At 62.7% G+C, this 25057-nt stretch carries 19 protein-coding genes; 6 read left to right on the top strand and 13 right to left on the bottom strand.

Going from position 1 to position 25057, the window contains the following annotated elements; translation table 11 throughout:
• Positions 1-90: 90 nt before the first annotated feature.
• Positions 91-978 (bottom strand): dihydrodipicolinate synthase family protein, encoded by an 888-nt coding sequence (locus H040_RS16260; RefSeq protein WP_027916749.1) that lies wholly within the window; start codon positions 976-978, stop codon positions 91-93.
• Between the two features lie 33 nt (positions 979-1011).
• On the bottom strand, positions 1012-1794 hold the full coding sequence (locus tag H040_RS16255) for an aldolase (protein ID WP_027916748.1): 783 nt from the start codon (positions 1792-1794) through the stop codon (positions 1012-1014).
• A 152-nt stretch (positions 1795-1946) separates the two neighbouring features.
• Here H040_RS16255 and H040_RS16250 point away from each other — a divergent pair, with 152 nt between their 5' ends.
• Complete coding sequence (locus H040_RS16250) at positions 1947-2489, top strand: helix-turn-helix domain-containing protein (protein ID WP_027916747.1); 543 nt, start codon at positions 1947-1949, stop codon at positions 2487-2489.
• A gap of 10 nt (positions 2490-2499) precedes the next feature.
• Positions 2500-3285, top strand: coding sequence for an AraC family transcriptional regulator (locus H040_RS16245; protein ID WP_027916746.1), 786 nt, complete (start codon positions 2500-2502; stop codon positions 3283-3285).
• On the opposite strand, the gene H040_RS16240 is transcribed toward H040_RS16245, so the two are convergent.
• Positions 3278-3859, bottom strand: coding sequence for a LysE family translocator (locus H040_RS16240; RefSeq protein ID WP_027916745.1), 582 nt, complete (start codon positions 3857-3859; stop codon positions 3278-3280). The genes H040_RS16245 and H040_RS16240 overlap by 8 nt on opposite strands.
• Before the next feature lie 260 nt (positions 3860-4119).
• Between H040_RS16240 and H040_RS16235 the strand changes: the two genes are divergently transcribed.
• Entirely contained in the window at positions 4120-5691 is a 1572-nt protein-coding gene (locus H040_RS16235) for a TerC family protein (protein ID WP_027916744.1), read from the top strand.
• On the opposite strand, the gene rarD is transcribed toward H040_RS16235, so the two are convergent.
• A complete protein-coding gene (gene rarD / locus H040_RS16230) occupies positions 5654-6541 on the bottom strand; it encodes an EamA family transporter RarD (protein ID WP_027916743.1) in 888 nt (295 codons plus the stop codon). The two genes, H040_RS16235 and rarD, sit on opposite strands and share 38 nt — an antisense overlap.
• A 32-nt stretch (positions 6542-6573) precedes the next feature.
• Positions 6574-8160, bottom strand: coding sequence for an EAL domain-containing protein (locus H040_RS16225; protein ID WP_027916742.1), 1587 nt, complete (start codon positions 8158-8160; stop codon positions 6574-6576).
• Positions 8161-8461: 301 nt separating this feature from the next.
• On the opposite strand from H040_RS16225, the gene hppD reads away from it, so the two are divergent.
• Entirely contained in the window at positions 8462-9538 is a 1077-nt protein-coding gene (hppD, locus tag H040_RS16220) for a 4-hydroxyphenylpyruvate dioxygenase (protein WP_027916741.1), read from the top strand.
• 20 nt (positions 9539-9558) lie between these two features.
• Here the strand turns inward: hppD and H040_RS16215 are convergent, their stop codons facing one another.
• Together H040_RS16215 and H040_RS16210 are read right to left on the bottom strand one after the other, a co-directional pair.
• A complete protein-coding gene (locus H040_RS16215; protein ID WP_027916740.1) occupies positions 9559-10362 on the bottom strand; it encodes a CSS-motif domain-containing protein in 804 nt (267 codons plus the stop codon).
• 130 nt (positions 10363-10492) lie between these two features.
• Complete coding sequence (locus tag H040_RS16210; RefSeq protein WP_027916739.1) at positions 10493-11179, bottom strand: type 1 glutamine amidotransferase domain-containing protein; 687 nt, start codon at positions 11177-11179, stop codon at positions 10493-10495.
• Between the two features lie 280 nt (positions 11180-11459).
• Between H040_RS16210 and H040_RS16205 the strand changes: the two genes are divergently transcribed.
• On the top strand, positions 11460-13448 hold the full coding sequence (locus tag H040_RS16205) for a hybrid sensor histidine kinase/response regulator (RefSeq protein WP_027916738.1): 1989 nt from the start codon (positions 11460-11462) through the stop codon (positions 13446-13448).
• Positions 13449-13454: 6 nt separating this feature from the next.
• Here H040_RS16205 and H040_RS16200 read toward each other — a convergent pair whose 3' ends face one another.
• The 5 genes from H040_RS16200 to mexE form a co-directional block, all read right to left on the bottom strand.
• On the bottom strand, positions 13455-15059 hold the full coding sequence (locus tag H040_RS16200) for a response regulator (RefSeq protein ID WP_027916737.1): 1605 nt from the start codon (positions 15057-15059) through the stop codon (positions 13455-13457).
• Between the two features lie 105 nt (positions 15060-15164).
• Positions 15165-16220 carry a tetratricopeptide repeat protein gene (locus tag H040_RS16195; protein ID WP_027916736.1) on the bottom strand — a complete coding sequence of 352 codons (1056 nt, stop codon included), beginning with the start codon at positions 16218-16220 and terminating at the stop codon, positions 15165-15167.
• A 167-nt stretch (positions 16221-16387) separates the two neighbouring features.
• Positions 16388-17806 carry an efflux transporter outer membrane subunit gene (locus H040_RS16190; protein ID WP_027916735.1) on the bottom strand — a complete coding sequence of 473 codons (1419 nt, stop codon included), beginning with the start codon at positions 17804-17806 and terminating at the stop codon, positions 16388-16390.
• A complete protein-coding gene (locus H040_RS16185) occupies positions 17803-20982 on the bottom strand; it encodes an efflux RND transporter permease subunit (RefSeq protein WP_027916734.1) in 3180 nt (1059 codons plus the stop codon). The genes H040_RS16190 and H040_RS16185 overlap by 4 nt, the downstream gene beginning before the upstream one ends.
• Positions 20983-20994: 12 nt before the next feature.
• Positions 20995-22236 carry a multidrug efflux RND transporter periplasmic adaptor subunit MexE gene (gene mexE, locus H040_RS16180; protein ID WP_027916733.1) on the bottom strand — a complete coding sequence of 414 codons (1242 nt, stop codon included), beginning with the start codon at positions 22234-22236 and terminating at the stop codon, positions 20995-20997.
• A gap of 354 nt (positions 22237-22590) precedes the next feature.
• Here mexE and H040_RS16175 point away from each other — a divergent pair, with 354 nt between their 5' ends.
• Complete coding sequence (locus H040_RS16175; RefSeq protein WP_027916732.1) at positions 22591-23715, top strand: MFS transporter; 1125 nt, start codon at positions 22591-22593, stop codon at positions 23713-23715.
• Between the two features lie 32 nt (positions 23716-23747).
• Here H040_RS16175 and H040_RS16170 read toward each other — a convergent pair whose 3' ends face one another.
• Entirely contained in the window at positions 23748-25040 is a 1293-nt protein-coding gene (locus tag H040_RS16170) for an MFS transporter (RefSeq protein WP_027916731.1), read from the bottom strand.
• Positions 25041-25057: the final 17 nt, after the last annotated feature.

Raw genomic sequence — 25057 nt, 5'->3', positions numbered from 1 at the left:
AAACCCGCTCCCACAGGATCCCCACAAACCTCAAATGAGGTGCAGTACCTGTGGGAGCGGGTTTACCCGCGAACAGGCCAGTGCAGGTTTTCAATCCGTCAGCGTTGCCAACAATGCCGCCAAGGTCGCGCGCCCTGGTTCATCCAGCCCGAACACCGGCCGCCGCGGCTCACCCACGGGCAACCCGGTCAGCCCCAAACCCGCCTTGATGGTCGCCGGCAATCCGCCCTTCAGGATGAAGTCGAGCAACGGCAGCTGCCGATAGAACAGCGCCGTGGCCAGCACCAGGTCCCCCTCGAGCACAGCCTGGTAAAGCGCCTGGTTCAACGCCGGAATCAGGTTAGGCGCGGCCGTGCACCAGCCCTTGGCCCCGGCCACGAACGCTTCCAGCGCCAGCGGGTTGCAACCGTTGTAGAACGGCACCTGGCCCTCGCCAAGCAGTTGCAGCTTGTGCATGCGCTGGATGTCGCCGGTGCTCTCCTTGACCATGGTCACGTTGGCCACTTCGCGGACGATGCGCAGGATCAGCTCTACCGACATGTCGGTGCCACTGGTGGCCGGGTTGTTGTAGAGCATGATCGGGATATCGATGGCGTTACCGATGGCGCGGTAGTGCTGGAGGATCTCGGCTTCGCTGAGTTTCCAGTAGGCGGCCGGCAGTACCATCACCGCGTCGGCGCCATGGGCCTGGGCAAAGCGGGCGCGGCGCACGGCGCCGGCGGTGGTCAGGTCGGAGACACTGACGATGCTGGGCACGCGTTTGCCGATCTGGGCAAGGCTGTACTCGGCCACCTGTTGCCATTCGCTGTCGCTGAGATAGGCACCTTCGCCGGTGCTGCCCAATGGGGCGATGGCCTGCACGCCGCCGCCGATCAGGCGTTCGATGGACTGACCCAGCGCGGGCAGGTCGAGCTGTTCGCCGCCAGCGCTGAAGGGGGTGATGGTGTAGCCGATGATGCCGTGGAATTGTGTGGTCATGGTGATAGGCTCCGCAAGCAAGGCATTCAGGGGTCAGTTCAGGCAATCGGCGTGGGCACGCAGGCTCTGCCGGGCAAAATAGTTGAAGGCAGCGGCATGGCGCTTGGGCCGGTCGATCCAGTCGTGGGCTTCGCGGCCCAGTGCCGGTGCGATGGGTTTGATGGTGCCGGCCGACATCGCCAGCAGTTGCAGGCGTGCGGCGCGCTCGATCAGTTGGGCATACACGCAGGCCTGCTCGATGCTGGAGCCGGTGGACAGCTGGCCATGGTGCGAGAGCAGGATGGCGCGCTTGTCACCCAGCGCGGCACTGATGATCTCGCCTTCCTCGTTGCCCACTGGCACGCCTGGCCAGGCTTCGAGGAATGCACAATCGTCGTACAGCGGGCACAGGTCCATGTGCGAAACCTGCAATGGGACTTCCAGCATCGACAGGGCAGCGACGTGGGTCGGGTGGGTGTGGATGATGCAGTTCACGTCCGCACGGGCGCGGTACACCCAGCTGTGGAAGCGATTGGCCGGGTTGGGCATGCCCTGGCCTTCGAGCACCTCGAGGTCCTCGTTGACCAGCAGCAGATTGCTGGCACTGATTTCGTCGAAACCCAGCCCCAGTTGCTGGGTGTAGAAGGTGCCGGGTTGCGGGCCGCGGGCGCTGATTTGCCCGGCCAGACCGGAGTCATGGCCGTGATCGAAAAGAATTCGGCAGGTCAGGGCCAGCTTTTCCCGCACAGTCCACGTATTATCGGCAAGCGAGCCTTGCATCTGCGTCAGCGCCTGCTGGACCAGTTGGTCCTTGCTGTGTGTCAGGGTCTTGGCCATGGGGGGTTCCTCTGTGGCGTGATGAGCGATGTCAGCGCTGGCCCGTTCCGAAGCTTTGGTCGGTTGAGGAACGGGTCAGCTCGTGACACAAATAATCCTATATGACACAAAGTGTCATAAGCAAGCCTGTGGATCGGGGAAAGTCGCGTCGCATGTCTAACCGATTGAAAGTGTTGAGAAAAAAACTGGGTGTCACGCTGGAGGTGCTGGCCGATAAGTCCGGCATGACCAAGAGCTACCTGTCCAAGGTGGAGCGTGGCCTGAACACACCGTCGATCGCAGCTGCCCTCAAGCTGGCGCGGGCGCTGAACGTCAATGTCGAGGAGTTGTTCGCCGAGGAGCAGGCTGGGCAAGGTCGTTACAGCCTGGTGCGCCAGGGCGAGCGCCAGGCGCTGGTGGGCGATGGTCACGGGCCGGGCTATGCGGCGCTGACCAGCCAGATCGGGCAGCGCAGCCTTTTGCCGTTTCTGATCCAGCCGCCGACCGAATTCAGCGACCCGACGTTCAAGGAGCATGAGGGTGAGGAGTTTCTGTTCGTCCACGCCGGCAAGGTGGAGGTCGACTTCATGAACGAGCGGGTATTGCTGGAGCAGGGCGATGCGCTGCACTTCAACGCCCAGACGCCGCACCGCCTGCGCTCTGTCGGCGAACAGCCGGCGCAGTTGCTGGTGGTGGTGCACCACAGCGGCGAATGAGGGCAGGGCGATGATCGAGGTGTCGCGGTTCTGGCGGGATCCGGCATTGCCCTTTGTCGAAGCCCGATGCGTGGGAGATGGGCGCAAGGTCTGCTATGCCGCCCATTCCCATGAGAGCTTTTCCATCGGCGTGATCACCGGCGGGCGCAGCACCTACCTGAGCGGTGCCAGCCAGGTCGAGGTGATGGCCGGTACCACGGTGCTGATGAACCCAGGAGTGGTACACACCTGCAACCCGATTGCCGGCCAGCCGTGGTCGTACCTGATGCTGTTCGTCGACATGCCGTGGCTGCAAGACCGTCGCTTCGTCCTGCCAACGCAGACCTTTAGCGCCTCTGCGGGGTTGTACCGCCGGCTGCTGCAACTGTTCGCCGACTTGTTCGACGCGTGTCTGAGTGATCGAGAAGCTCGGTTGGCCACTTTTTTCACGGATCTGCCCGGCTACCTCCACGCCAGTGTGTACCAGGTGCATAGTGAGCATCCACAATTGGACGCGGCGGCGGCGTTCATACGTGCGCACCGATGCGACCCGTTGAGCCTGGCTGATATCTGTGCGGCTTGTGGCCTGTCCCGTTCCTACCTGATTCGCGCTTTCCGCCAGCGCTTCGGCCTGACGCCCCATGGCTACCTGCTCGACCAGCGGGTGCAGCTGGCGCGGTCGCAACTGCGACGTGGCCGGGCGATTGCCGAGGTGGCACTGGAGGCAGGGTTTGCCGACCAGGCGCATCTGCAGCGCGCCTTCAAGCAGCACCTGGCAGCAACGCCTGGGCATTACCGCGCAGCCGACATCAAGTGAGCAGATACACCGCGCTTCCCACCAGCAATACTGCCAGCCCTCGGTTCAGCCACTTGAGGTAACGCGGCTCCCGAAGAAATGGCCGAATCACACTTCCGGCCCAGGCCCAGCAGGCGACCGAAACAAAGCAGATAGGCCCGTAGATCCAGGTGAACAACCACAGCAATTGTTGTTCGCCACCGGTATAGGCGCCAACGCCTGCCACTGCCGCCAGCCAGGCCTTGGGGTTCAGCCATTGCATCGCCGCACCCTGCCAGGCCGAAGGTGCGCGCTGCTGTTGTGACCCGCTCAGTTGGCCATCATCGCGGGCCAGCTTCCACGCCATGTACAGCAGAAACGCCACGCCGCCCCAGTGCAGCGCCACGCTCAGCAGCGGCCAGCGCGACAGCAGCTCGTGTACTCCAAGCCCAACCAGTACCAGCAACAGGCAGAAGCCCAGCGTTGCGCCCGTCACATGCCACAGGCTAGCCCGCAGACCATGCCGGGCACCGCTGCCGAGGGCGACGACATTGACCGGCCCGGGAGAAATCGAGGCGGCGAGGGCGAAAGCGGCCATGGAAAGGGACAGGCTCATTTACCGAAACTCCGTAGGTTGGGCGATGCCGCCATCCTGCGGCGTCACGCGGGGCGGGTATTGAAGAAAAGTCCCCCAAAATGGTGTTACAGGTTTTGTAATATTTTCGCGCTATCAGAAAAAGCTGCTGTGCTTGTAGCATCCACTTCCCTATTTTGTATCAAGGTCTATATGAGCACCTTCGCGGAGCCCCCCAGTCCCCGGCCTTCACGGCCATCCTCCCATCGTCCTCGTGACGCTTCCTTCGTGAGTACCTGCTAATGGAATGGCTAGCCGACCCCACGGCCTGGCTGGGCCTGCTGACGCTTATCGTCCTCGAGCTGGTGCTTGGTATCGACAACCTGGTGTTCATCGCCATCCTCGCCGACAAGCTGCCACCGCATCAGCGCGACCGCGCACGGGTCATCGGCCTGAGCCTGGCGCTGATCATGCGCCTGGGCCTGTTGGCCAGTATCTCGTGGATGGTTACGCTGACTGCGCCGCTGTTCGAGGTGTTCGGCAAGAGCTTCTCCGGCCGTGACCTGATCATGTTGTTCGGTGGTGTGTTCCTGCTGTTCAAGGCCACCATGGAACTGCACGAACGCCTGGAAGGGCACGTCACCCAAGCCAGTGGTGCGGTGCGCCATGCCGCGTTCTGGCCGATCGTGGCGCAGATCGTCGTGCTTGACGCGGTGTTCTCGCTGGACGCGGTGATCACGGCCGTAGGCATGGTCGAAGAGTTGTCGGTGATGATGATCGCGGTGGTCTTCTCGATCGGCATCATGATCGTCGCCAGCAAGCCGCTGACTCGCTTCGTCAACGCCCACCCGACGGTGATCATGTTGTGCCTGGGCTTCTTGATGATGATCGGTTTCAGCCTGACCGCCGAAGGCCTGGGCTTCCATATCCCGAAAGGCTACCTGTACGCGGCCATCGGCTTCTCGATCCTCATCGAGCTGTTCAACCAGCTGGCCCGTGCCCGCCGCAAGCGCAGCCTGCAGCAGCATCGGCCGCTGCGTGAGCGCACTGCGCATGCCGTGCTGCGCCTGCTGGGTGGCCGTCGGGTCGAGGCTGACGAGGTGGGCGAAGAAATTGCCGACCTGGTCGAAGGGGGCGAGGAGCAGGTGCTGTTCGACCGTCGCGAGCGGGTGATGATCAGTGGCGTGCTGAACCTGGCCGAGCGGCCGATCCGCACGGTGATGACCGCGCGGGCCGAGGTAGACGTGATCGACCTGGCGCAACCGGCGCAAGCCATTACCGAGGCGCTGGCCAACTCACCGTATTCGCGCCTGCCGCTGATTCGCGATGGCCATATCGAGGAACCCCTGGGCTTCGTGCACAAGAAAGAGCTGCTCAAGGAGTTGCTGTCCGGCAGCCAGCCAGACCTTGAGCGCATGGCCCGGGCGCCGTTGAACCTGCTGGAGAGCTTCAGCATCCTCAACGCGCTTGAGCAGATGCGTGGGCAATCGACGCACATTGCTTTCGTGATCAACGAGTTCGGTGATTTCACTGGTCTGTTGACCATGACCGACATCCTTGAGTCGATTGCCGGCGAATTACCGGATGCCAGCGAGGTAGAGGGCCCGGCGATCGTCGAGGAGGGTGGCGGTTTTGTCGTCAGTGGCGCCCTGAACCTGAGCCAGGTCCAGGCCCGTACAGGCTTCAGCGCCCGTGCCACCGAGGACTACCAGACCCTGGCGGGCCTGGTGATGAGCTTGCTGGACCGCCTGCCGGTAGTCGGTGACCAGCTGGCCTGGAACGGCTGGCGCATGACCGTGGTGGCGGTGGAGGAGCGCCGGGTGCGCCAGGTGCGCCTTACACCGAACGCCGACGCTGACGCAGCAGGTGCTTGAAGCCTTCGAGCACCAGCACCAGCACCGCGGCCCATATCGGCAGGTAGGTCAGCCATTGATCCGGGCCGATGGTTTCGCCCAGCAGCAGGGCGACGCCCACCAGCAAGACTGGCTCGACGTAGCTGAGCAGGCCGAACAGGCTGAACGGCAACAGGCGGCTGGCCAGCACGTAGGCGATCAGTGCACAAGCGCTGATTGCCCCCAGCAGCGGGATCAACCCGTAGAGCCCTGGGTGCTGGTGCAGATCGGCCGTCGACAACGGCCCTTGGGTAACGAAATACACAGCCCAGGGCAGCAAGAGGCACATGTCGCACCACAGGCCACCGAGGTGGTCGGTGCGGCAGCGTCGCCGTAAAACGAAGTAGATCGGGTAGCCGATCGTTACCAGCAAGGTTTCCCAGGCGAAGCTGCCATGTTGGTACAGCTCGTGCCCTACGCCCAGTGCGGCGCAGCTGACTGCCACTTTCTGCAGGCGCGACAGGCGCTCGCCGTAGACCAGCCGCCCGGTCAGTACCATCGCCAGCGGAAGCAGGAAGTAGCCCATCGACACTTCCAGGCTGCGCCCGTGCAGCGGCGCCCAGAGGAACAGCCACAGCTGCACGCCCATCAACCACGAAGTACCGACCATGCCCAGCAACAGGATCGGCGTCTGGCGCACGCGTGCCAGCAATTCGCCGACGCGCTTCCAGTCTTTGCTGACCAGCATGAACAGGGTGAGGCAAGGCAGCGTCAGCAACGTGCGCCAGCCAAAGATCTCTTCGCCATCGAGCGGCGAAAGCAGGGAGGTATAGAAATACATCACGGCGAACAGACAGGACGCCATGACCGACGAAATAATGCCTTTTGACACGAATGCCTCGGATAGGGGAGTGAGCGGGTGGATCAGCCGCGCATGATCTCAGGGGGCGCGGCCTGCGGCAACTGCGCAGCACTCGGGCGGGCAGCGAGTGCGCTGAGGAACGCGTCCGCCGGCATTGGCCGGGCAAACAGGTAGCCCTGCTGGAAGTCCACCCCGAAACGCGCCAGGTAGTCACGCTGGACATCGGTTTCCACGCCTTCGGCAACAATGCCCAGGCCCAGCTTGCCGGACAGCTCGATGATGCTGTCGAGAATGTGCTGTGACAACGCGTCGCCACCGATCATGGCCACGAAGCTCTGGTCGATCTTCAGGTAATCGACCTTGAACTGGCGCAGGTAGTTGAGGCTCGACTGGCCGGTGCCGAAGTCATCCAGAGCGATCATCACTCCCATCTCGTGCAGTTTGGCGAACAGGTCGAGGGCTACGGGTGTGGCTTCGATGAGCTTGCGTTCGGTCAGCTCCAGAGTCAGCCGCACCCGTCCAGGGGGGAAGTGCTGAAGGAACGTGCGGCAGTCGTCGAGCAGGCTCAGGTCGCGGCAGTGGTCGGCGGTAATGTTGATGCCGACATGGAAGCCGTCTTCCAGCAGCGCAGCGTAAGGCGCCAGGCTTTGCGCAGTGTGCAGCATCAGAGCCCGGGTCATTGCGACGATCTGGCCGCTGTGTTCGGCGTAGGGGATGAACAAGTCCGGGGGTACCAGGCCTTCTCGGGGATGGTTCCAGCGCATCAGCACTTCAGCCCCGGCCCAGCGGTAGTCCCCTTTGCGCACCACGGGTTGGAAATACGGCAGAAACTCGTCTGCCTCCAGGGCCCGCCGCAGCTCGGCCCGGGGCGAACTGGCCCGACGAATCTGCCAGCGACAGACACTGCCGGCCACTACGCCGATCACCAACAGCAGGCTGAGCAAGGCAGGATAATGGCTGCGCAGCAGCTCACCTTGCTTGCTGGCCTCGAAGCCACCCTGCACGCTGAACGGATAGCGCGTCGAGCCCAGGGTCACATCGGCGGCAGCAGCAACCGGTGGCGCACCGCCATGCACCACGCCGTCCTTGCTCATCCAGGCATTGCCGACACGAATCTGCAATGCTTGCTCCGGGCCTATCAGGCGCAAGGCGGTGAGCAAGTGGTCGCCATCCACGGTACTGATCACACCGCGGTCGCCATCACTGGCCCGGTACACCAGCAAGGGATGGCCGGGCGTGACCGAGTTGCCGCTCATCAGCCATAGCCGGCCATCGGTGTAGTCATTGGCCTCGACGGGCTCGTCGAAGTCGCCGAACAGCGAACTGCAATAAAGGTTATGCCGCTGGAACAGGTTGGTCGAACGCACGAAGGCATTGCGCGTGACCTGGCTGCGCATGGCCAGTTGGGCGTCTGCGCAGGGGGTTCCTGCCAGCGGCAGCAGCGCCTGCGAGGCGGTGGCGAGGTTGTCTAGAATATGATCGACATGCTCGACCACCTGGCGCGTGGTCGCCTGGCTGGTGGCGCGCAGTTCGCGCTCGATCTGCCAGTTCATCACCGCCAGGCCACAGGCAAGCGGCATCACGCCGACGATCCAGGGCAGGAGCGTGCGCCAGCTCCAGCGAGCGGGCCGTTTGACCGTGAGGGGCATGTTGGGGAGATTTTCCTGATGACTGACGTGCAGAGGATAGCCGTTTGTCGGCGGCGATGGCGAACTAATGCGCGACAAAGCTATTTACGCAATGTAGAATCCGGTTACGAATACAACAATAAGGTCCTTCGCCATTGGAGGATCAAGCCCGCCGAGAATGGGTCCATATGACATACCATGGGTTCAAGCTGATCATTGGTGACTTCCTCGCCCGCAGCGTGCGCGGTATCCCGTGCTCTCCACCATTGCCGTTCCACATCCTACGCATTCATTAATTTTCGCTGCAGATGAGGGTACGAACATGGCTGATATCTTTGACAATCCAATGGGCCTGATGGGCTTCGAATTCATCGAGCTGGCTTCGCCAACGCCTGGCGTCCTCGAGCCGGTGTTCCAGATCCTCGGCTTCACCAAGGTGGCCACTCACCGCTCCAAGGACGTGCACCTGTATCGCCAGGGCGGCATCAACCTGATTCTCAACAACGAACCCAAAAGCATCGCCTCCTACTTTGCTGCCGAGCATGGCCCGTCGGTGTGCGGCATGGCGTTCCGCGTGCGCAATGCCCATGAAGCCTATGCCCGGGCCCTGGAGCTGGGTGCTCAACCGGTCGAGATCGAAACCGGCCCGATGGAATTGCGCCTGCCGGCCATCAAAGGTATCGGTGGGGCACCGCTCTACCTGATCGACCGGTTTGAAGAAGGCAGCTCGATCTACGATATCGACTTCAATTTCATCGAAGGCGTCGACCGCAACCCGCAGGGGGCAGGGCTGAAGATCATCGATCACCTGACCCACAACGTCTATCGCGGGCGCATGGCTTACTGGGCCGGTTTCTACGAGAAACTGTTCAACTTCCGCGAGATTCGCTACTTCGATATCAAAGGCGAATACACCGGCCTGACTTCCAAGGCCATGACTGCGCCTGACGGCATGATCCGCATTCCGCTCAATGAGGAGTCATCCAAGGGTGCCGGGCAGATCGAAGAGTTCCTGATGCAGTTCAATGGCGAGGGCATCCAGCATGTGGCCTTCCTCACCGATGACCTGCTCAAGACTTGGGATGCACTCAAAGGTTTCGGCATGCGCTTCATGACTGCGCCGCCGCAAACGTATTACGAAATGCTCGAAGAACGCCTGCCTGGGCACGGCGAGCCGGTCGACCAGCTGCAGGCGCGCGGCATCCTGCTGGACGGCGCTTCCGAGGCCGGCGACAAACGCCTGCTGCTGCAGATATTCTCGGAAACGTTGCTCGGCCCGGTATTTTTCGAGTTCATCCAGCGCAAAGGGGATGACGGTTTCGGTGAAGGCAACTTCAAGGCGCTGTTCGAGTCCATCGAGCGTGACCAGGTCCGTCGTGGCGTGCTCAATGCCGAGTAAGTGAGCGCAGAGTGGCGCCGTCAGGCTGTGCTGGCGGCGCTACGAACACGTTTACGCTGCCTGTAGAAGCCCAAGTAAGTGATCGAGCCTGTAATGATGCCGACCAGCGCCAGGGAAGGAAGGATTGGTATCAGCGTTTTACGCGCCTCACGTGCCGAATATCCCTGTGCATAGCCTGCCTTGACGGTATAACCATACTTGTTTGATACACCCTCGTTGAAAAATTCGACTTGTGATGGGCGCGTCTTGTCGCGACTGTCGCCGTCGGTCCAGATGTATGAGTCACCGAATTCGAGCAATAAAGTCAGCCCAGTTTGAAACGCGCGCAGCTCATTGCGCAGCAAGATGCCATAGGACGTGGCGATGACCCCCAGCGTATTCTCACTGAGCTGATAGGTAAGCAGCACTGCATCGGGAGTTGCGGGTGGGTCCAGCAGCAAATGAAACGGCGATTGCGCATCTGGGATCATGAGATCCGGTGAGTAGGGTGTTCCCAAGGTGCTGCAATAGGTGCGGCCCTCGACGGTCAATGCCAGTGAGCGCAGGTGCGGTACTTTTGAGACCTGATCGAGCAAGTGCGGTTTGGCGTTCTCACAGCCAGTCCCGGCCAATGCCAACGCAGCAGATGCCGAATCGTGTATTCGGTCCAATGCCAGGTCCACTGAATAGATGGCCTCGTTGACGGAGATCCGCGAGGTTTCTTCAAATTTCTTGTCCTGTTGGTAAAACAGGATTATCAGTCCGGTGCAGACCGGCAGCAAGCTGATGACCAATGTCAGCAAAAGTTCGACCAAGCTCTGCCCTGCAGTTTTGAATCTTGACATGAGTGTCCAGCCCCCATTTTCGAGCTGCCCGAGATGGACAGCCCAGTGGAGAGCCTATGAATCAATTACTGCGCCTGCTGTCAGCCAAAGCCATGGATGTTTTGCGAACTACGCCGCTAAGGTGTAGGACTCATTGCGCCTTGAGCGCAGCAATGACCTTTTCTGCCAATAGGCTTGTGGAGGCGGGATTCTGCCCGGTAATCAGTCGACCGTCCGGGATCACGAAGGGTTTCCATGGGTCGTCGTCTTTGCTGTAGTTGCCGCCTCGCGCAACCAGTTCGTTTTCGGTGAGAAACGGCACCACCTTGTCCAGTTCTGCGAGCTTTTCTTCGGTATTGGAGAAGCCAGTTACCTGCCGGCCCTTGAGCAACAGGGTGTTGTCGCTGAGCTTGATGTTCAACAGGCCCACTACACCATGACAGACGGCAGCAACGATGCCGTCGCTTTCGTAGACTTTGCGCGCCAGTTCCTGCAACGGCTGGTTGTCTGGGAAGTCGAACATCACCCCGTGGCCACCTGTGTAGTAGATGGCGCAGTAATCACTTGCCTTGACCTTGCCAGGGCTGAACGATGTGCCCAGACGGTTCATGAACGATTTGTCGTCGTACCATTGCCAGTCCAGATCCGGGGCCAATTGCAGGCTATGCGGGTCGATGGGCACATAACCGCCCAAAGGGCTCACATAATCGACTTCATATCCGGCTTTCTGCACCACGTCGGCAAAATGCACCGCTTCACCCAGCCACAAACCGGTGGCCCGCTTCAGGGTCGGGTATTTGGCCGTATTGGTCAGCACTACCAGAATCTTCTTGCTCATCGCCACGCTCCCTGGTCTGTGGTTGAAGGGTAATGCGTTCCTTGGCGCGGGAAAACGTATTGAGCATAGCTGCCGTTTGACAAGGCGCCATTTAGATAGTGGCTCTATGCTATTGCTCTATGCTTGCGTTGCGTCCAGTGAGAGCTGCTAACAGTGCAGCTATTGCGGTGGCAAATCCTCGGGCAGATGATGCGCAAACGGATTTCTACTCTCGAGCAATGGTGGAATCACGACAGTGATCGTAAACGACGTACCGCGTAAGCCTTCGGCCCAAGTCGGCATGGCTGAGCAGATCGCGCAGTTCGATTGGCGATACAGTTCGCTTGGGCCGCTGCCCCACTGGCAGGCACCCTTGCGCATCGCCGTCGACATGATGTTGCTGTCGCCATTCCCCTGCGCGGTGGTCTGGGGTGCCCAGATGACCGTGATACACAACGATCCTTACGCGGCATTGCTCGATAGCGACGGCCATACGTTGGGGCAGGGGTTCGACAAGCTCTGGGCAAAAGCCTGGGAGAGCATCGGGCCTTGGGTGTTCAAAGCACTCGAAGGTAGCTCGAACCTTGTCGAAAATCAGCCGCTTTGGCTACCGTGCAGGCGAACGGGCAGCCAAGCCTGCTACGCCTTCAGCTATACACCGCTACGCGATGAGCAGCATGAAGTAGTGGGGTTTCTGCACACGGTGATCAATACCAGCGCCACTATCGCTTCCCATGACAGATGGCGCGAGCAGGCGTTGGCGTTCGAGCGCGAGATCGAGCGCGTCATGCTCGACCGCGATCAGATCTGGCAGCTTTCTCGTGATGCCATGATCTTGGTTACCCGCGACATGCGGCTGCAAGCGGTCAATCCCTGCTGGCAGCGCGCGCTGGGCTGGGCTGAAGATCAGGTGCTAGGTAAGTCCATCCTGGAGCTGGTCCACCCTGCCGACAGAGCCGAGGTGGTGGTTGCGGTGATGGAATTCTTGCTCGACCGCGGAGGCGGTCAGCTCGAGACACGCTTGCGCCATATGGACGGGCACTACCGCTGCTTCCGCTGGACGGCGAGTTTCGACGGTACGTTGCTGACAGCCGTAGGGCGCGACATTTCTCAGGACGATGAAGATGCCTTGCGCCTATCCGATACCCTGTTACGGGCATCGCAGCGCCTGGACGCGGCCAGCCACCTGGCAGGTGGCATGGCCCACGAAATGAACAACCTGCTGTCGGGCATCGGCGGCAGCCTGGAGCTCTTGCAGCGACGCCTGGACCAAGGTCGCCTCGAGCACATCGATCGTTATGTGGCGCTGGCCAGCGATTCGGTGCAACGCGCCATGACGCTCACTCATCGTCTGTTGGCATTCTCCCGCCTTCAGCCGCTGTCACCCAAACCACTGGACATCAATCGCCAGCTGACCGCCATGGAGCTGCTGTTGCGCCAGGTGCTGGGGGCTGAAATGCGATTGAGCTGGGAACTGGATGTAACGCCCTGGGCAATCTGCGTGGATATCGCGCAGCTGGAAAATGCCCTGGTGAACCTGTTCGTCAACGCACGTGAGGCATGCCTTGGGCGTGGCGTGGTGACATTGCGCACGATCAACACGCGCTTGGAGGCGCAGGTCCCCGATGAGCGCGGCATATCCCCGGGTGATTATGTCGCCGTGTATGTCACGGACGATGGGCCTGGCATACCCGAGGTGGATCTGGCCCGGGCGTTCGAGCCGTTCTTCACCACCAAACCCATGGGCCATGGCGCCGGGTTGGGGCTGGCGATGGTCTATGGCTTTGTCGGCCAGTCGGGTGGCCACGTCTGGCTCGAGTCAGCGCCTGATCATGGCCTGAAGGTTTGTATGTTGTTCCCGCGTTGCTTTGAACACATACCGCAAGAACTCCCGCAGCCAATACCCGCTGTAGCGCGCGCCAGTGGCCAACGCGTGCTGTTGGTCGATGACGAGGACAACCTGCGTTTGGTGATGAAGGAGTACCTTGAGGAGCGTGGCTTCGATGTGTGCGATGTGCGGGATGCGAATTCGGCGCTCGATCGCTTCCGCCACTACGGGCCGTTCGACCTGGTGATCACTGATATCGGCTTGCCGGGCGGTTTCAGCGGGCGGCAGGTCGCCAGGGCGATGCGCATGGTCGAGCCGGATCAGAAGATTCTGCTCATTACCGGGTTCAACGATCAGCCTCTGGACCCCCAGCTATCCGAGACGCCAGGCACGGCGCTGATGCTCAAGCCTTTCGCGTTGGCCAGCTTGATGAACCAGGCCCTGCTGATGCTGAGCGAATGATCGGGCTCAGCGATTCACCAGCATCTGGGCTACCTGCGCCTGTAACTGCTTGAGTTCGAATGGCTTGCAGATCAGCTGCATGCCCGGGGCGAGAAAACCCTCGCGTGCCATTGCTGTCTCGGCGTAGCCGGTAATGAACAGCACCGGAAGGTAAGGACGCAGCGTCCGGGCGATCTCGGCCAGTTGGCGACCATTCATGCCTGGTAGCCCGATGTCGCTGAGCAGCAGGTCGATCACCTGTTCTGAACGCAGCAACTGCAAGGCTTCGCTGGCATTGCTGACGCTGCGGCAGGGATAACCCTCATCCTGCAACGACTGGCAAAGCAGTTCGCGGACATGGGGATCATCCTCGACCACCAGCACATTACGGCTTTTACCGGCAGGCGATGAGCGCGGTTCGGGTGCCAGAGGTGGTTGCGGGCCAAGGTGGCGTGGCAGGTAAAGGTCCACTTGTGTGCCGTGGCCGATCTCGCTGAACAGCGCCACATGGCCGTGGGACTGCTTGCTGAAGCCGTAAACCATCGACAGCCCAAGGCCAATACCTTGGCCCACGGGTTTGGTGCTGAAAAAGGGCTCGAACGCATGCTCCAGAGTGCTCTGTGACATGCCTTGCCCATTATCGATGATGCTCAGGCGGGCATATTCACCCTTGTCTGGCCCATCGCCGGCGACCTGTAGCGCGTCAACCTGCTGATTGCTCGCTTCTATACGCAACGTGCCGCCATTGGGCATGGCCTCGCAGGCATTGACCAGCAGGTTGTTCACCGCCTCTTGCAATTGCTTGTCGTCCGCCTGCACTGCCCAGAGGTCTTCAGGCAGGGCAAGGTGCAGGCTCACGCCTTGGCCAATAATGGCTTCGAGGCGCTCCGGTTCCAGCAGCGCGAGCAAGTCTATGCGCTGGCTGTGCAGCGACTGTCTGGACGAAAACGCCAGCAAGCGATGGGTCAGTACAGCTGCACGTGACACGGCTTCCTGGCCCATGCGCAGAATCCCTTCAACGCCCTCACTGCGCCCCTGTTTCAGGCGCCGATCAACCAGCTCGAAACTGCCCCCTATGCTGGTCAGCAAGTTGTTGAAGTCATGCGCGACACCGCCGGCCAATTGGCCGATTGCCTCCATCTTGCGGGTCTGCTGCACGGCATGGTCGGTGGCACGTTGTTGCTCGCTATGTGCATCCAGGCGCTGTTGCAAGTCGTGTATGTGGTCGCGCGCCAGGTATTGACGGCGGCGGTTGCGTAACGCTTTCTGGGCCAGATCCAGCAAGCCCCCATCTTCGAAAGGTACGGCAAGCAGGGTCAGGTTGCCCAGCGCGCGGTTGGCCGCAGAGGGGGTAGCCGCTGGCGTGCATGTCAATAACACGATTGGCAGGTCCGACCAGACCGGCTGTTGATCGATGTAACCCTGCAAGAGGGTGGCTGCTTCGACGTTAAGCGCCTGTTCGGCGATGATCGCCAGCCCAGCGCCTTCTAGCAGGCACGCTTGCAGCCCGGCGATATCCGGCGCGCACAAGCAGTCGACACCAGCAGCCGCCAACAACGTTGAAGTATTGCTGGCTAGCAGATCCGGTGCCAGGATCAGTGCACGTTCGTCCATCGTTAACGGACTGGTCAATGCGATTCTCCTGAAACGGTGGGCAAGGTCGGTTTGTGTCCTTGCTACCTTCAATGGTCCCGATACCCACTGGACCACGGGCATTCGCCCAGGGTTCAACGCAATCTACAGCCCCTGTTGCAGGAAGGGATCATCCGGGTTCTGCCGCTCCAGCTCGGCCAGCAAGACCTGGACATTCTGCAGTTGGCCGGTTTCCTTCCAGTACTGGATCAGCAGCACCCGCGCCCGGCGATTGGCCGGTTGGCGGCTGAGCAGGGTTTCCAGCTGTTTCTGCGCGGCATCGGCCTGATCCAGATCGTGCAAGGTCACCGCCAGGGTATAGCGGTAATCGGTATTTTCCGGCTCCAGTTCAACCGCGCGCGACAAGGCGAGCAGGGCGTATTCACGCTGGTCGTGGCGGATCAACCACAGCCCCAGTTCGTATTGCAGGAACGCCGAGTCCGGGCGCAGCGCCAAGGCATTGGCAAGCACCTGACGGGATTGGTCATGGTGGCCCTGGCGTTCCAGCAAGCGCACCTGGGTGGCCAGGGCGTCGAGGCCATTCGGGGCCAAGGCGAGGCTGCGCTGCAGGGCTGCAGCCGCCGGGTCGTAATCATTTTCGTGCAAGTACAGGCGGGCCAGATGCACTTGGGCCTCGGCGTCATCGGGTTGTTTTTCCAGAGCCTGCTGATACTGCTCCAGCGCGGCCTGCAACGGGCCGAAATACAGGCCAATGGCATCGGGGTCGAGGCCGAGCAAGGCATCCACTGCCGCGAAGCGCACGCTCTGTTCGTCATCGTCCAGCAATGGCCCCAGCACCAGGCTGCGCTGGGAGGGCGGCAACAGCTTGCGGATACTGGCAATGGCTGCCCGGCGTACCAGCGGGTCATCGTTTTCCAGGTCCAGGCGGGCCAGTTTCAGTGCCTGTGGTGAGGGGTAGTTGGGCAACTCGGCATAAAGTGCGGCGCGGCGGATGGGTGTCAGGTCATCACGCTGCAGTTGCTGATACAGCACCCGGGCGGCACCTGGCAGGCCATCATGGGCCTGGCGAAGCGCCTTGCCATAGCTGTGCGGCGGCAGTACCGGCGCAGCGGGCTTGTCGTCGCGGCGCAGGAAAACGATGGCGATGGACACCAGAATCAGCAGCAGTACGGCGATCAAGTAGCTGTGGCGTCTGGGCATCGGGCGCAGCGATCCATGGCTGTGGGAAGGCAGAGCTTGGGGCAGAAAGCCCCGAGCTGCAAGCCGCATGGGCACCCAGGGGTAATAAAAAAGCCCCGCAGGCCAGGGCCAGCGGGGCAAACGGTTGGGGGAGGAACCAACCAAAGGAGTCGTTGAAACGGGGCGGGTCAACGTGCGCTGGCGACGGTCTCCGGCTGCCAGCCGCCACCGAGGGCCTTGTAGATCGAGACGATGCCGCGATACAGCTCGACCTCGCCCTGGGCCTGGGCGTCTTCGGCGCTCAGGCGTTCGCGTTCGGCATCGAGCAGCACCAGGTAATCCACAGTACCCTCGCGGTAACGCACCGACGCCAGGTCGGCGGCCTTGCGGCTAGCGTCACTCTGGCGCATCAGCGACAACAGCCGCTGCTGGGTCTTGTCGTAGTCGCTGAAGGCGTTGGCCGATTCTTCCAAGGCCAGCAGCACCTGCTGTTCATAGTTGGCCAAGGCGCCTTCGGCTTCAGCCTTGGCGCCGCGCAGGCGGGCCCGCACGCTGCCCAGGTCGAAGGCGGCCCAGGTGATGCTTGGGCCCAGTGCCCAGGCATTGGCTGCAGAAGATCCGATCTGCGAGCCACGGGCGGCGGTAAAGCCGAGGAAGCCGCTGAGGCTCACCCGAGGGAACAGGTCGGCGGTGGCCACACCGATATTGGCGGTGGCAGCGGCCAGCTGGCGCTCGGCGCTGCGGATATCCGGGCGACGGCGCAGCAGCTCGCCGGGGTCGCCCACCGGCAAGGCCTTGGCGATGGCCGGCAAGGCCTTGGGCGACAGGTCCACGCTCAGTGCATCCGGGCGCTGGCCAAGCAACGTGGCGATGCGGTGCCGCGCCCTGGCCTGTTCGGCCTGCAGTTGCGGTACGGTGGCTTCGACACCCGCCAGGCGGGCATCGGCGCGCACCACGTCGAGTTCGTTGCCGACCCCGGCATCGCGCAGGGTCACGGTGATGTTGCGTGATTCCTGCTGGGTCTTGAGGTTGGCCACGGCGATGTTCTCGCGCAGTTGCGCACCACGCAGCTGGCCGTAAGCGTCAACCAGTTCGGCGATCAGGCTGACCTGCAGCTGTTGCAGGTCGGCCTGGGCCGCCGCTTCCTGGGCTTCGCTGGCCTCGATCTGGCGCTGGATGCGGCCGAACAGGTCAAGTTCCCAGGCCATGTCCAGGCCCAGGTCGTACCGTTCCTGGTTGACCCGCTGGGTGGTCTGGCCGGGCACCTGGCCCTTGCCGATCTCGCTGCTGGCGCGGCTGGTGACCACCGGGAACTGGTCGTTGGCGGCGTCATCGCGGATCGCCCGAGCCGACTTGAGCCGGGCGAACGCCACGCGCAGGTCGCGGTTGCCGTCTAGCGATGCCTGCACCAGCTGGTTCAGCACCGGGTCGTCGAACTGCTTCCACCACACGCTTTCGAAGCGGCTGCGGTCAAAGGCCTTGGCCTGCACATCAGTGCTGTCGAAATGCGCAGGTTCGGTGTCCGGGGTCTTGTAGTCCGGGCCTACCGCGCAGGCCGCCAGGGCCAGCGCCAGCAGGCTCGGTGTCAGTGGTTTGAGCAGGTTCATGCGTGGTTCTCCAGCACGTGCGCGGGCTCGGCCTTGCGGGCCTGGCGACGCTCGACGAAGCGGCGGATCAGGAAGAAGAACACCGGGGTCAGGAACAGGCCGAACACAGTCACGCCGATCATCCCCGAGAACACCGCCACACCCATGGCATGGCGCATTTCCGAGCCGGCTCCGGAGCTGAACACCAGCGGTACCACACCCATGATGAATGCGATCGAGGTCATCAGGATCGGCCGCAGACGCAGGCGGCAGGCTTCCAGCACCGCAGCCAGCGGGTCGAGGCCCTTGGCCTGTTCATCCTTGGCGAACTCGACGATCAGGATCGCGTTCTTGCACGCCAGGCCCACCAGCACGATCAGGCCGATCTGGGTGAAGATGTTGTTGTCGCCACCGGACACGATCACCCCGGTGATGGCCGACAGCAGGGTCATCGGCACGATCAGGATCACCGCCAGCGGCAGGCTCCAGCTTTCGTACTGCGCGGCCAGCACCAGGAACGCCAGCAGCACGCACAGCGGGAACACGAACAGCGCGGTATTGCCGGAGAGGATCTGCTGGTAGGTGAGGTCGGTCCACTCGAAGGTCATGCCGTTGGGCAGCTCTTCCTTGAGCAGTTTCTCGATTGCCGCCTCGGCCTGGCCGGAGCTGTACCCTGGGGCAGCAGCGCCGTTGATCTCGGCGGTGATGAAGCCGTTGTAATGCATTACCCGGTCAGGGCCAGAGGTGTCGCTGACCTTGAGGAAGGTCGCCAGCGGGATCATCTCGCCGAGGTTGTTGCGCACCTTCAGCTGGCCGATCTGCTCGGCATCGAGGCGGAACTGCTGCTCGGCCTGGACGTTGACCTGGTAGGTGCGGCCAAAGCGGTTGAAGTCGTTGGTGTACAGCGAGCCCAGGTAGACCTGCAGGGTGTCGAAGATGTCGGTGATCGCCACGCCGTGGGTCTTGGCCTTTTCCCGGTCGATGGCGGCATCGACTTGCGGCACGTTGACCTGGTAGCTGGTGAACAAGCCCGCCAGCTCCGGCACGTTGTGGCTCTTGGCGATGATGTTCTGGGTCTCTTTGTACAGCGCTTCGTAGCCCAGGTTGCCGCGGTCTTCGATCTGCAGGCGGAAGCCGCCGATGGTGCCAAGGCCTTGCACGGGCGGTGGCGGGAAGATCGCGATGTAAGCGTCCTGGATGTCAGCGAACTTGGCGTTCAGCGCGGCAGCGATGGCCGCGGCCGACTGGCTCGGGTCCTTGCGCTCGTCGAACGGTTTGAGCGGGGTGAACACGATGCCGCTGTTCGGGCTGTTGGTGAACCCGTTGATCGACAGGCCCGGGAAGGCCACCGAATCGGCCACGCCCGGTTGCTCCAGGGCGATTTCACTCATGCGCTTGATCACCGCCTCGGTGCGGTCGAGGCTGGCGGCGTCAGGCAGTTGGGCGAAGGCCACCAGGTACTGCTTGTCCTGCGCCGGGACGAAACCGGTCGGGGTGCTGGAGAAGCCTAGGTAGGTCAGGCCCATCAGCCCGGCATAGATGAACAGGGCGATGCCGCTGGAGCGGATAACCCGGCGCACGCCGCCCACGTAGCGGTGGCTGGCCCGGTCGAAGAAGCGGTTGAACGGGGCGAACAGCCAGCTGCCCAGCAGCCGCTCCAGGAACCGCGAGAAACGGTCTTTGGGCGCATGGTGGTCTTTGAGCAGCACGGCAGCCAGTGCTGGCGACAGGGTCAGCGAGTTGAATGCCGAGATCACGGTGGAAATGGCGATGGTCAGCGCAAACTGCTTGTAGAACTGCCCGGTAAGGCCGGAAATGAACGCGGCAGGCACGAACACCGCGCACAGCACCAGCGCCGTGGCGATGATCGGCCCGGTCACTTCACTCATGGCCTTCTGCGTGGCTTCAAGCGGTTTCAGGCCCAGACCGATGTTGCGTTCGACGTTCTCCACCACGACGATGGCGTCGTCCACCACGATACCGATGGCCAACACCAGGCCGAACAGTGACAAGGCGTTGAGCGAAAAGCCGAACAGGTGCATCACCGCAAAGGTGCCGATCAGCGAAACGGGTACGGCCAGCAGCGGGATGATCGAGGCGCGCCAGGTCTGCAGGAACAGAATGACCACCAGCACGACCAGCACCAGCGCTTCGAACAGCGTGTGCACCACGGCTTCGATGGAGCCACGGACGAACACGGTCGGGTCATAGACGATGCTGTAGTCCATGCCTTCCGGGAAGTCCTTCTTCAGCTCGGCCATCTTTGCCCGCACTTCGTCGGAGATCTCGATGGCGTTGGAGCCCGGGCGCTGGAAGATCGGGATGGCCACCGCCGGCTGGTTGTTCAGCAGCGAGCGCAGGGCGTACTGGCTGGAACCGAGCTCGACCCGGGCGATGTCCTTCAGGCGGGTGATTTCACCATCGGCACCGGCGCGGATGATGATGTTCTCGAACTCTTCCTCGTTGACCAGGCGGCCCTGGGTGTTGATCGACAGCTGGAAGCTGGTCGAACCGGGGGCGGGCGGGGCGCCCAGCTGGCCGGCGGCGACCTGGCGGTTCTGCTCGCGGATGGCGGCCACCACGTCGCTGGCAGTCAGGTTGCGCGAAGCGGTCTTGTTCGGGTCGAGCCACACGCGCAGCGAATAGTCGCCCATGCCGAACAGCTGCACGTCGCCGACGCCGCCCAGGCGTGCCAGCTCATCCTTGATGTTGAGGATGGCGTAGTTGGACAGGTAGAGCATGTCGTAGCGTTTGTCCGGCGAGGTCAGGTGCACGACCATGGTCAGGTCGGGCGACGCCTTGTCGACGGTGATACCGATCCGCGTCACTTCCTCCGGCAGCTTGGGCTGGGTACGGGTGACGCGGTTCTGCACCTGCACCTGGGCATTGTCAAGGTCCGTGCCCAGGGCGAAGGTGATGGTCAGGGTCAGCTTGCCGTCGGCAGTGGACTGCGAGGACATGTACAGCATGTTCTCGACACCGGTGATGGCCTGTTCCAGTGGCGCGGCAACGGTCTCACCGATCACCTTGGGGTTGGCACCGGGGAAGTTGGCGCGCACCACCACGGTCGGTGGTACCACTTCGGGGTATTCGCTGATGGGCAGCTGGAACAGCGAGATCGAGCCCGCAATCAGCAGCACCAGCGACAGCACTGCGGCGAAGATGGGCCGGGTAATGAAGAATTTCGAAAAGTTCATCGGTGTGGTCCCTTAACCGCGTGGCGCCTGGGCGCTGGCGACTTTTTCGGTGGAGCCCGCTACCTTGTGCGCCTGGTTGCTGGCCTCGAGGGCCTGGCGCTGCTGGGCGAGGGCGGCAAGCGTCTGCTCGCTGGCCATGGGTGTTTCTTCCGGGGTCACTGGCGAGCCAGGGCGCACGCGCTGCAGGCCCTTGACCACGATGCGATCGTCCTTGGCCAGGCCGCTACGGACGATGCGCAGGCCTTCGAGCTTCGGCCCCAGTTCCACGGCGCGGTAGGCGGCCTTGTTGTCCTTGTCCATGACCAGCACGAACTTCTTGCCAAGGTCGGTACCGACCGCTTCGTCGTTGATCAGCACGGCGTCGTACTGGGCGCTGCCGACCAGCTTCAGGCGGGCATACAGGCCTGGGGTGAACTGGCCGTCACGGTTGTCGAACACGGCGCGGCCACGGATGGTGCCGGTGCGCGGGTTGACCTGGTTGTCGACAAAGTTCATCTGGCCCAGGTGCGGGTTACCGGTTTCGCTGGTCAGGCCCAGGTACACCGGGGTGCTCTGACCACGCTGGCCGTCGCGCGCCAGCTGGTTGTACTTGAGGTACACGCGCTCGTCGGCGTCGAAGTAGGCGTACACCTTGTCGGTGGAAACCACGCTGGTCAGCGGCGTGACATCGGCAGTGACGATGTTGCCGGCGGTGAATTCGGCGCGGCTGACGCGGCCGCTGATCGGCGCGGTGACGCGGGTGAAGCTGAGGTTCAGGCGGGCCAGGTCGAGCTGGGCCTGGATCGCATCGACCCCGGCGCGGGCTTCGGCGGCGGCGCTGCTGCGCGATTCGGCAAGCTCGGCGGAGATGGCATTGCTGTCGCGCAGGCGCTCGCCACGGCGGGCTTCGTTGGCACTGCGGATGGCGGTGGCCTTGGCCTGTTGCAGCTGTGCTTCGAGGCGGCGGACTTCAGCCTGGAACGGGCGCGGGTCGATCTGGAACAGCAGGTCGCCTTTCTTGACTTGGGCACCTTCGGTGAAGCCGACCAGGTCGATCTGGCCCGAGACCCGTGGGCGCACTTCGACGGTTTCTGGCGCTTCAAGCCGGCCGGTGAACTCGTCCCATTCGTTGATCGGTTGCTCGATGACCTTGGCGACGCTGACCTTGGGCGCGGCGGGAGCCTGCACGGCGTCGGGGGTGCGGCCACAAGCGCCGAGCACCACCACTGCCAGAGCAGCGAGTGGGAAGCGCAAGGGTTTGAGTGAGTGATCCATGGAGAACTCCGCCAATGTATTAGTAGTGGGCGGAGTGTGAGTGTCTTGCGCGTGACGCACGAATCGAACGGAGCGAAGGTTATTATCACGCGCAATGATATGTCGGGATCCATCATCGATGGCGGGCATGTGACGAGGCTTGCGGGTAAGCGCTCTAACTGCAGTGCCGGCCCCTTCGCGGGCAAGCCCGCTTCCACAGGATCCATGCACTTCTCAAGGCCTGTGCAATACCTGTGGGAGGGGGCTTGCCCGCGAAGGGGTCAGTGCAGACACCTTCGCACAGCAACTGAAATAGGCCCCGCCTTGCACACCTACCACCGCCTCCCTGGCCCCCTCGGTATCGTCCTCCTCGGCGTGCTGCAAATCCTGGTCTGGGGCGGCTCATTCTTCCTCATGGCGGTAATGGCCGACCCGATCAGCCGCGATACCGGCTGGCCCAGCCAGTGGGTCTACGGTGCGCTGTCCCTGAGTTTGATGGTCTCGGCGCTGTTCGCCCCCTGGTCCAGCCGCCTGGTCGCCCGCCATGGTGGCCGCCCGCAAATGGCCGCCAGCGGCGCGGTGGTGGCGGTAGGGCTGCTGATCATGGCCGCCAGCCACGACCTCGGCCTGTTCCTGCTTGCCTGGGCGGTGATCGGCATCGGCATGGCCATGGGCTTGTATGAAGCGCTGTTCGCCACCCTCGGCGGGTTGTATGGCGAAGGTGCGGGCAAGGCCATCACCGGCATCACCCTGATTGCCGGCTTCGCCTCGACCCTGTCCTGGCCAACCGTGGCCCTGGCCATCGAACACATTGGCTGGCGGGCGACGTGCGTGTGCTATGCGCTGGTGCTGATCGTGGTGGTCGCGCCGCTGTACTGGCGGGTGCTGCCTGCGGGCGGCCGGGTCGAAGTGCCGGCCAAGGCACAGGCAGCAGGCGAAGCGCCCGGCGTGGACCGCGCGCTGTACCTGCTGCTGACCTGCATGTTCGCCATCGGTGCGATCATCATGACCGCCATCGCCGTGCAGCTGGTGGCCGTGCTGCAGGGCCTGGGGCATTCGCTGCCGGTGGCCATCGGCCTGGCGGCGATGCTCGGCCCCAGCCAGGTGGCATCGCGGGTGCTGCAGATCCTGGCGGGCAAGCGCCACCCGATCTGGACCGCGCTGGCCTGGGTGAGCCTGGTACTGGCGGGGCTGCTGATGGTGACCTTTATGCCGGCAGCCACGGCGGTGGGGTTGCTGGTGTTCGGCTGCGGCAATGGCCTGCGGGCGATCGTACGGGGGCTGCTGCCGCTGGCGATGATGCCGCCAGCGCAGTATGTGTTGTTGATGGGCCGCATGTCGCGGCCGTCGCTGATCGGACAGGCACTCACGCCAGTGGTGGGGGGCTTTCTGTTCGAGCACTTTGGCTCGATGGGGGTGTTGCTGACCCTGTGCCTGCTGGCGCTGACCAATGTGCTGTTGGTCGGGGTGCTGATGCACCGGATGCGAGCCAGCAGCTGAACCTGCTGGCACCACCGCTTGGCAATCGGGACTCAGCAGGTACTGGCCGCTACCGGCTTGGCTCGGCGATACAGCACGGTCGTTGCGGTAAATCCGCATACCGCTGCGAACATCAGCCAGTAAGCCGGCGATGCCTTGTCTCCGGTGGCCTGCACCAAGAGCGTCGAAACGGCCGGCGTGAAACCGCCAAACAGCGCGGTGGCCAGGCTGAAGGCCAGAGAGAACCCGACCACACGCACATTCGCCGGCATCACCTCGGTCAGCGCCGCGACCATGGCGCCGTTGTACATACCGAAGAAGAAAGAGAAGTACAGCAATACTGCCAGCAGGCGCTCGAAGCTGGCGGCCTCGGCCAGCCAGTGCATGGCCGGGTAGGCGCTGACCACGCACAGCAGGGAAATCGCCAACAGCTGCGGGCGCCGGCCGATGCGGTCGGAAAGGGCGCCGCCGATGGGCAGCCAGATGAAGTTGCTGACCCCGACCAGCAAGGTCACCATCAGGCTCTCGGTGGTGCTCAGTTGCAGCACGGTCTTGCCGAAGGTCGGGGTGTAGACCGTGATCAGGTAGAACGTGGTGGTCGTCATTGCCGCCAGCAAGCCGCCGGCCAGCACCGTGCGCCAGTTGTCGCACATCGAGCGGAACACCTCGGCAGCGCCCGGGTGGTGCCCGCGCGCCTTGAATGCTTCGGTCTCCTGCAACGAGCGGCGGATGATGAAGATGAACGGGATGATCACGCAGCCGATGAAGAACGGGATACGCCAGCCCCAGCTGGCCACTTCGTGGGTTGCCATGCAGGCATTGAGGGCGAAGCCCAGTGCCGCGGCGACGACGATCGCCACTTGCTGGCTCGCCGATTGCCAGCTGGTGTAGAAGCCGGTGCGCCCCGGCGTGGCGATTTCAGAGAGGTAGACCGAAACGCCTCCCAGTTCGGCGCCGGCGGAAAAGCCCTGTAACAGCCGCCCCAGCAGCACCAGCAGCGGGGCGAGGATGCCGATGCTGGCGTAACCCGGCACCAGTGCGATCAGCACGGTGCCAGTGGCCATGATCGACAGCGTCACGATCAGCCCTTTGCGCCGGCCGACCTTGTCGATGTAGGCGCCCAGCACGATGGCCCCCAACGGGCGCATCAGAAAGCCTGAGCCGAACACCGCGAAGGTCATCATCAATGAAGCGAACTCGCTGGTGGCCGGGAAGAACGTCTGGGATATGTAGGTGGCATAGAAACCGAACAGAAAGAAATCGAACTGCTCGAGGAAATTGCCGCTGGTGACCCGCAGGATGGCGCCCAGCTTGGCACCCCTGGTCTGTGTTGTTGTTTTCATCATGGCTACCGTTTTGCTCG

It is taken from the genome of Pseudomonas sp. URMO17WK12:I7, assembly GCF_003269045.1.
GTDB classification, from domain to species: domain Bacteria; phylum Pseudomonadota; class Gammaproteobacteria; order Pseudomonadales; family Pseudomonadaceae; genus Aquipseudomonas; species Aquipseudomonas putida_J.
This window is presented reverse-complemented; position numbering and strand designations above follow the sequence as displayed.

What these genes read in the sequence shown, in the direction of transcription:
- H040_RS16260 (WP_027916749.1), bottom strand. Translation starts at nt 978, where the DNA reads ATGACCACACAATTCCACGGCATCATCGGCTACACCATCACCCCCTTC.
- H040_RS16255 (WP_027916748.1), bottom strand. Translation starts at nt 1,794, where the DNA reads ATGGCCAAGACCCTGACACACAGCAAGGACCAACTGGTCCAGCAGGCG.
- H040_RS16250 (WP_027916747.1), top strand. Translation starts at nt 1,947, where the DNA reads ATGTCTAACCGATTGAAAGTGTTGAGAAAAAAACTGGGTGTCACGCTG.
- H040_RS16245 (WP_027916746.1), top strand. Translation starts at nt 2,500, where the DNA reads ATGATCGAGGTGTCGCGGTTCTGGCGGGATCCGGCATTGCCCTTTGTC.
- H040_RS16240 (WP_027916745.1), bottom strand. Translation starts at nt 3,859, where the DNA reads ATGAGCCTGTCCCTTTCCATGGCCGCTTTCGCCCTCGCCGCCTCGATT.
- H040_RS16235 (WP_027916744.1), top strand. Translation starts at nt 4,120, where the DNA reads ATGGAATGGCTAGCCGACCCCACGGCCTGGCTGGGCCTGCTGACGCTT.
- H040_RS16225 (WP_027916742.1), bottom strand. Translation starts at nt 8,160, where the DNA reads ATGCCCCTCACGGTCAAACGGCCCGCTCGCTGGAGCTGGCGCACGCTC.
- hppD (WP_027916741.1), top strand. Translation starts at nt 8,462, where the DNA reads ATGGCTGATATCTTTGACAATCCAATGGGCCTGATGGGCTTCGAATTC.
- H040_RS16215 (WP_027916740.1), bottom strand. Translation starts at nt 10,362, where the DNA reads ATGTCAAGATTCAAAACTGCAGGGCAGAGCTTGGTCGAACTTTTGCTG.
- H040_RS16210 (WP_027916739.1), bottom strand. Translation starts at nt 11,179, where the DNA reads ATGAGCAAGAAGATTCTGGTAGTGCTGACCAATACGGCCAAATACCCG.
- H040_RS16205 (WP_027916738.1), top strand. Translation starts at nt 11,460, where the DNA reads ATGGCTGAGCAGATCGCGCAGTTCGATTGGCGATACAGTTCGCTTGGG.
- H040_RS16195 (WP_027916736.1), bottom strand. Translation starts at nt 16,220, where the DNA reads ATGCCCAGACGCCACAGCTACTTGATCGCCGTACTGCTGCTGATTCTG.
- H040_RS16190 (WP_027916735.1), bottom strand. Translation starts at nt 17,806, where the DNA reads ATGAACCTGCTCAAACCACTGACACCGAGCCTGCTGGCGCTGGCCCTG.
- H040_RS16185 (WP_027916734.1), bottom strand. Translation starts at nt 20,982, where the DNA reads ATGAACTTTTCGAAATTCTTCATTACCCGGCCCATCTTCGCCGCAGTG.
- mexE (WP_027916733.1), bottom strand. Translation starts at nt 22,236, where the DNA reads ATGGATCACTCACTCAAACCCTTGCGCTTCCCACTCGCTGCTCTGGCA.
- H040_RS16170 (WP_027916731.1), bottom strand. Translation starts at nt 25,040, where the DNA reads ATGATGAAAACAACAACACAGACCAGGGGTGCCAAGCTGGGCGCCATC.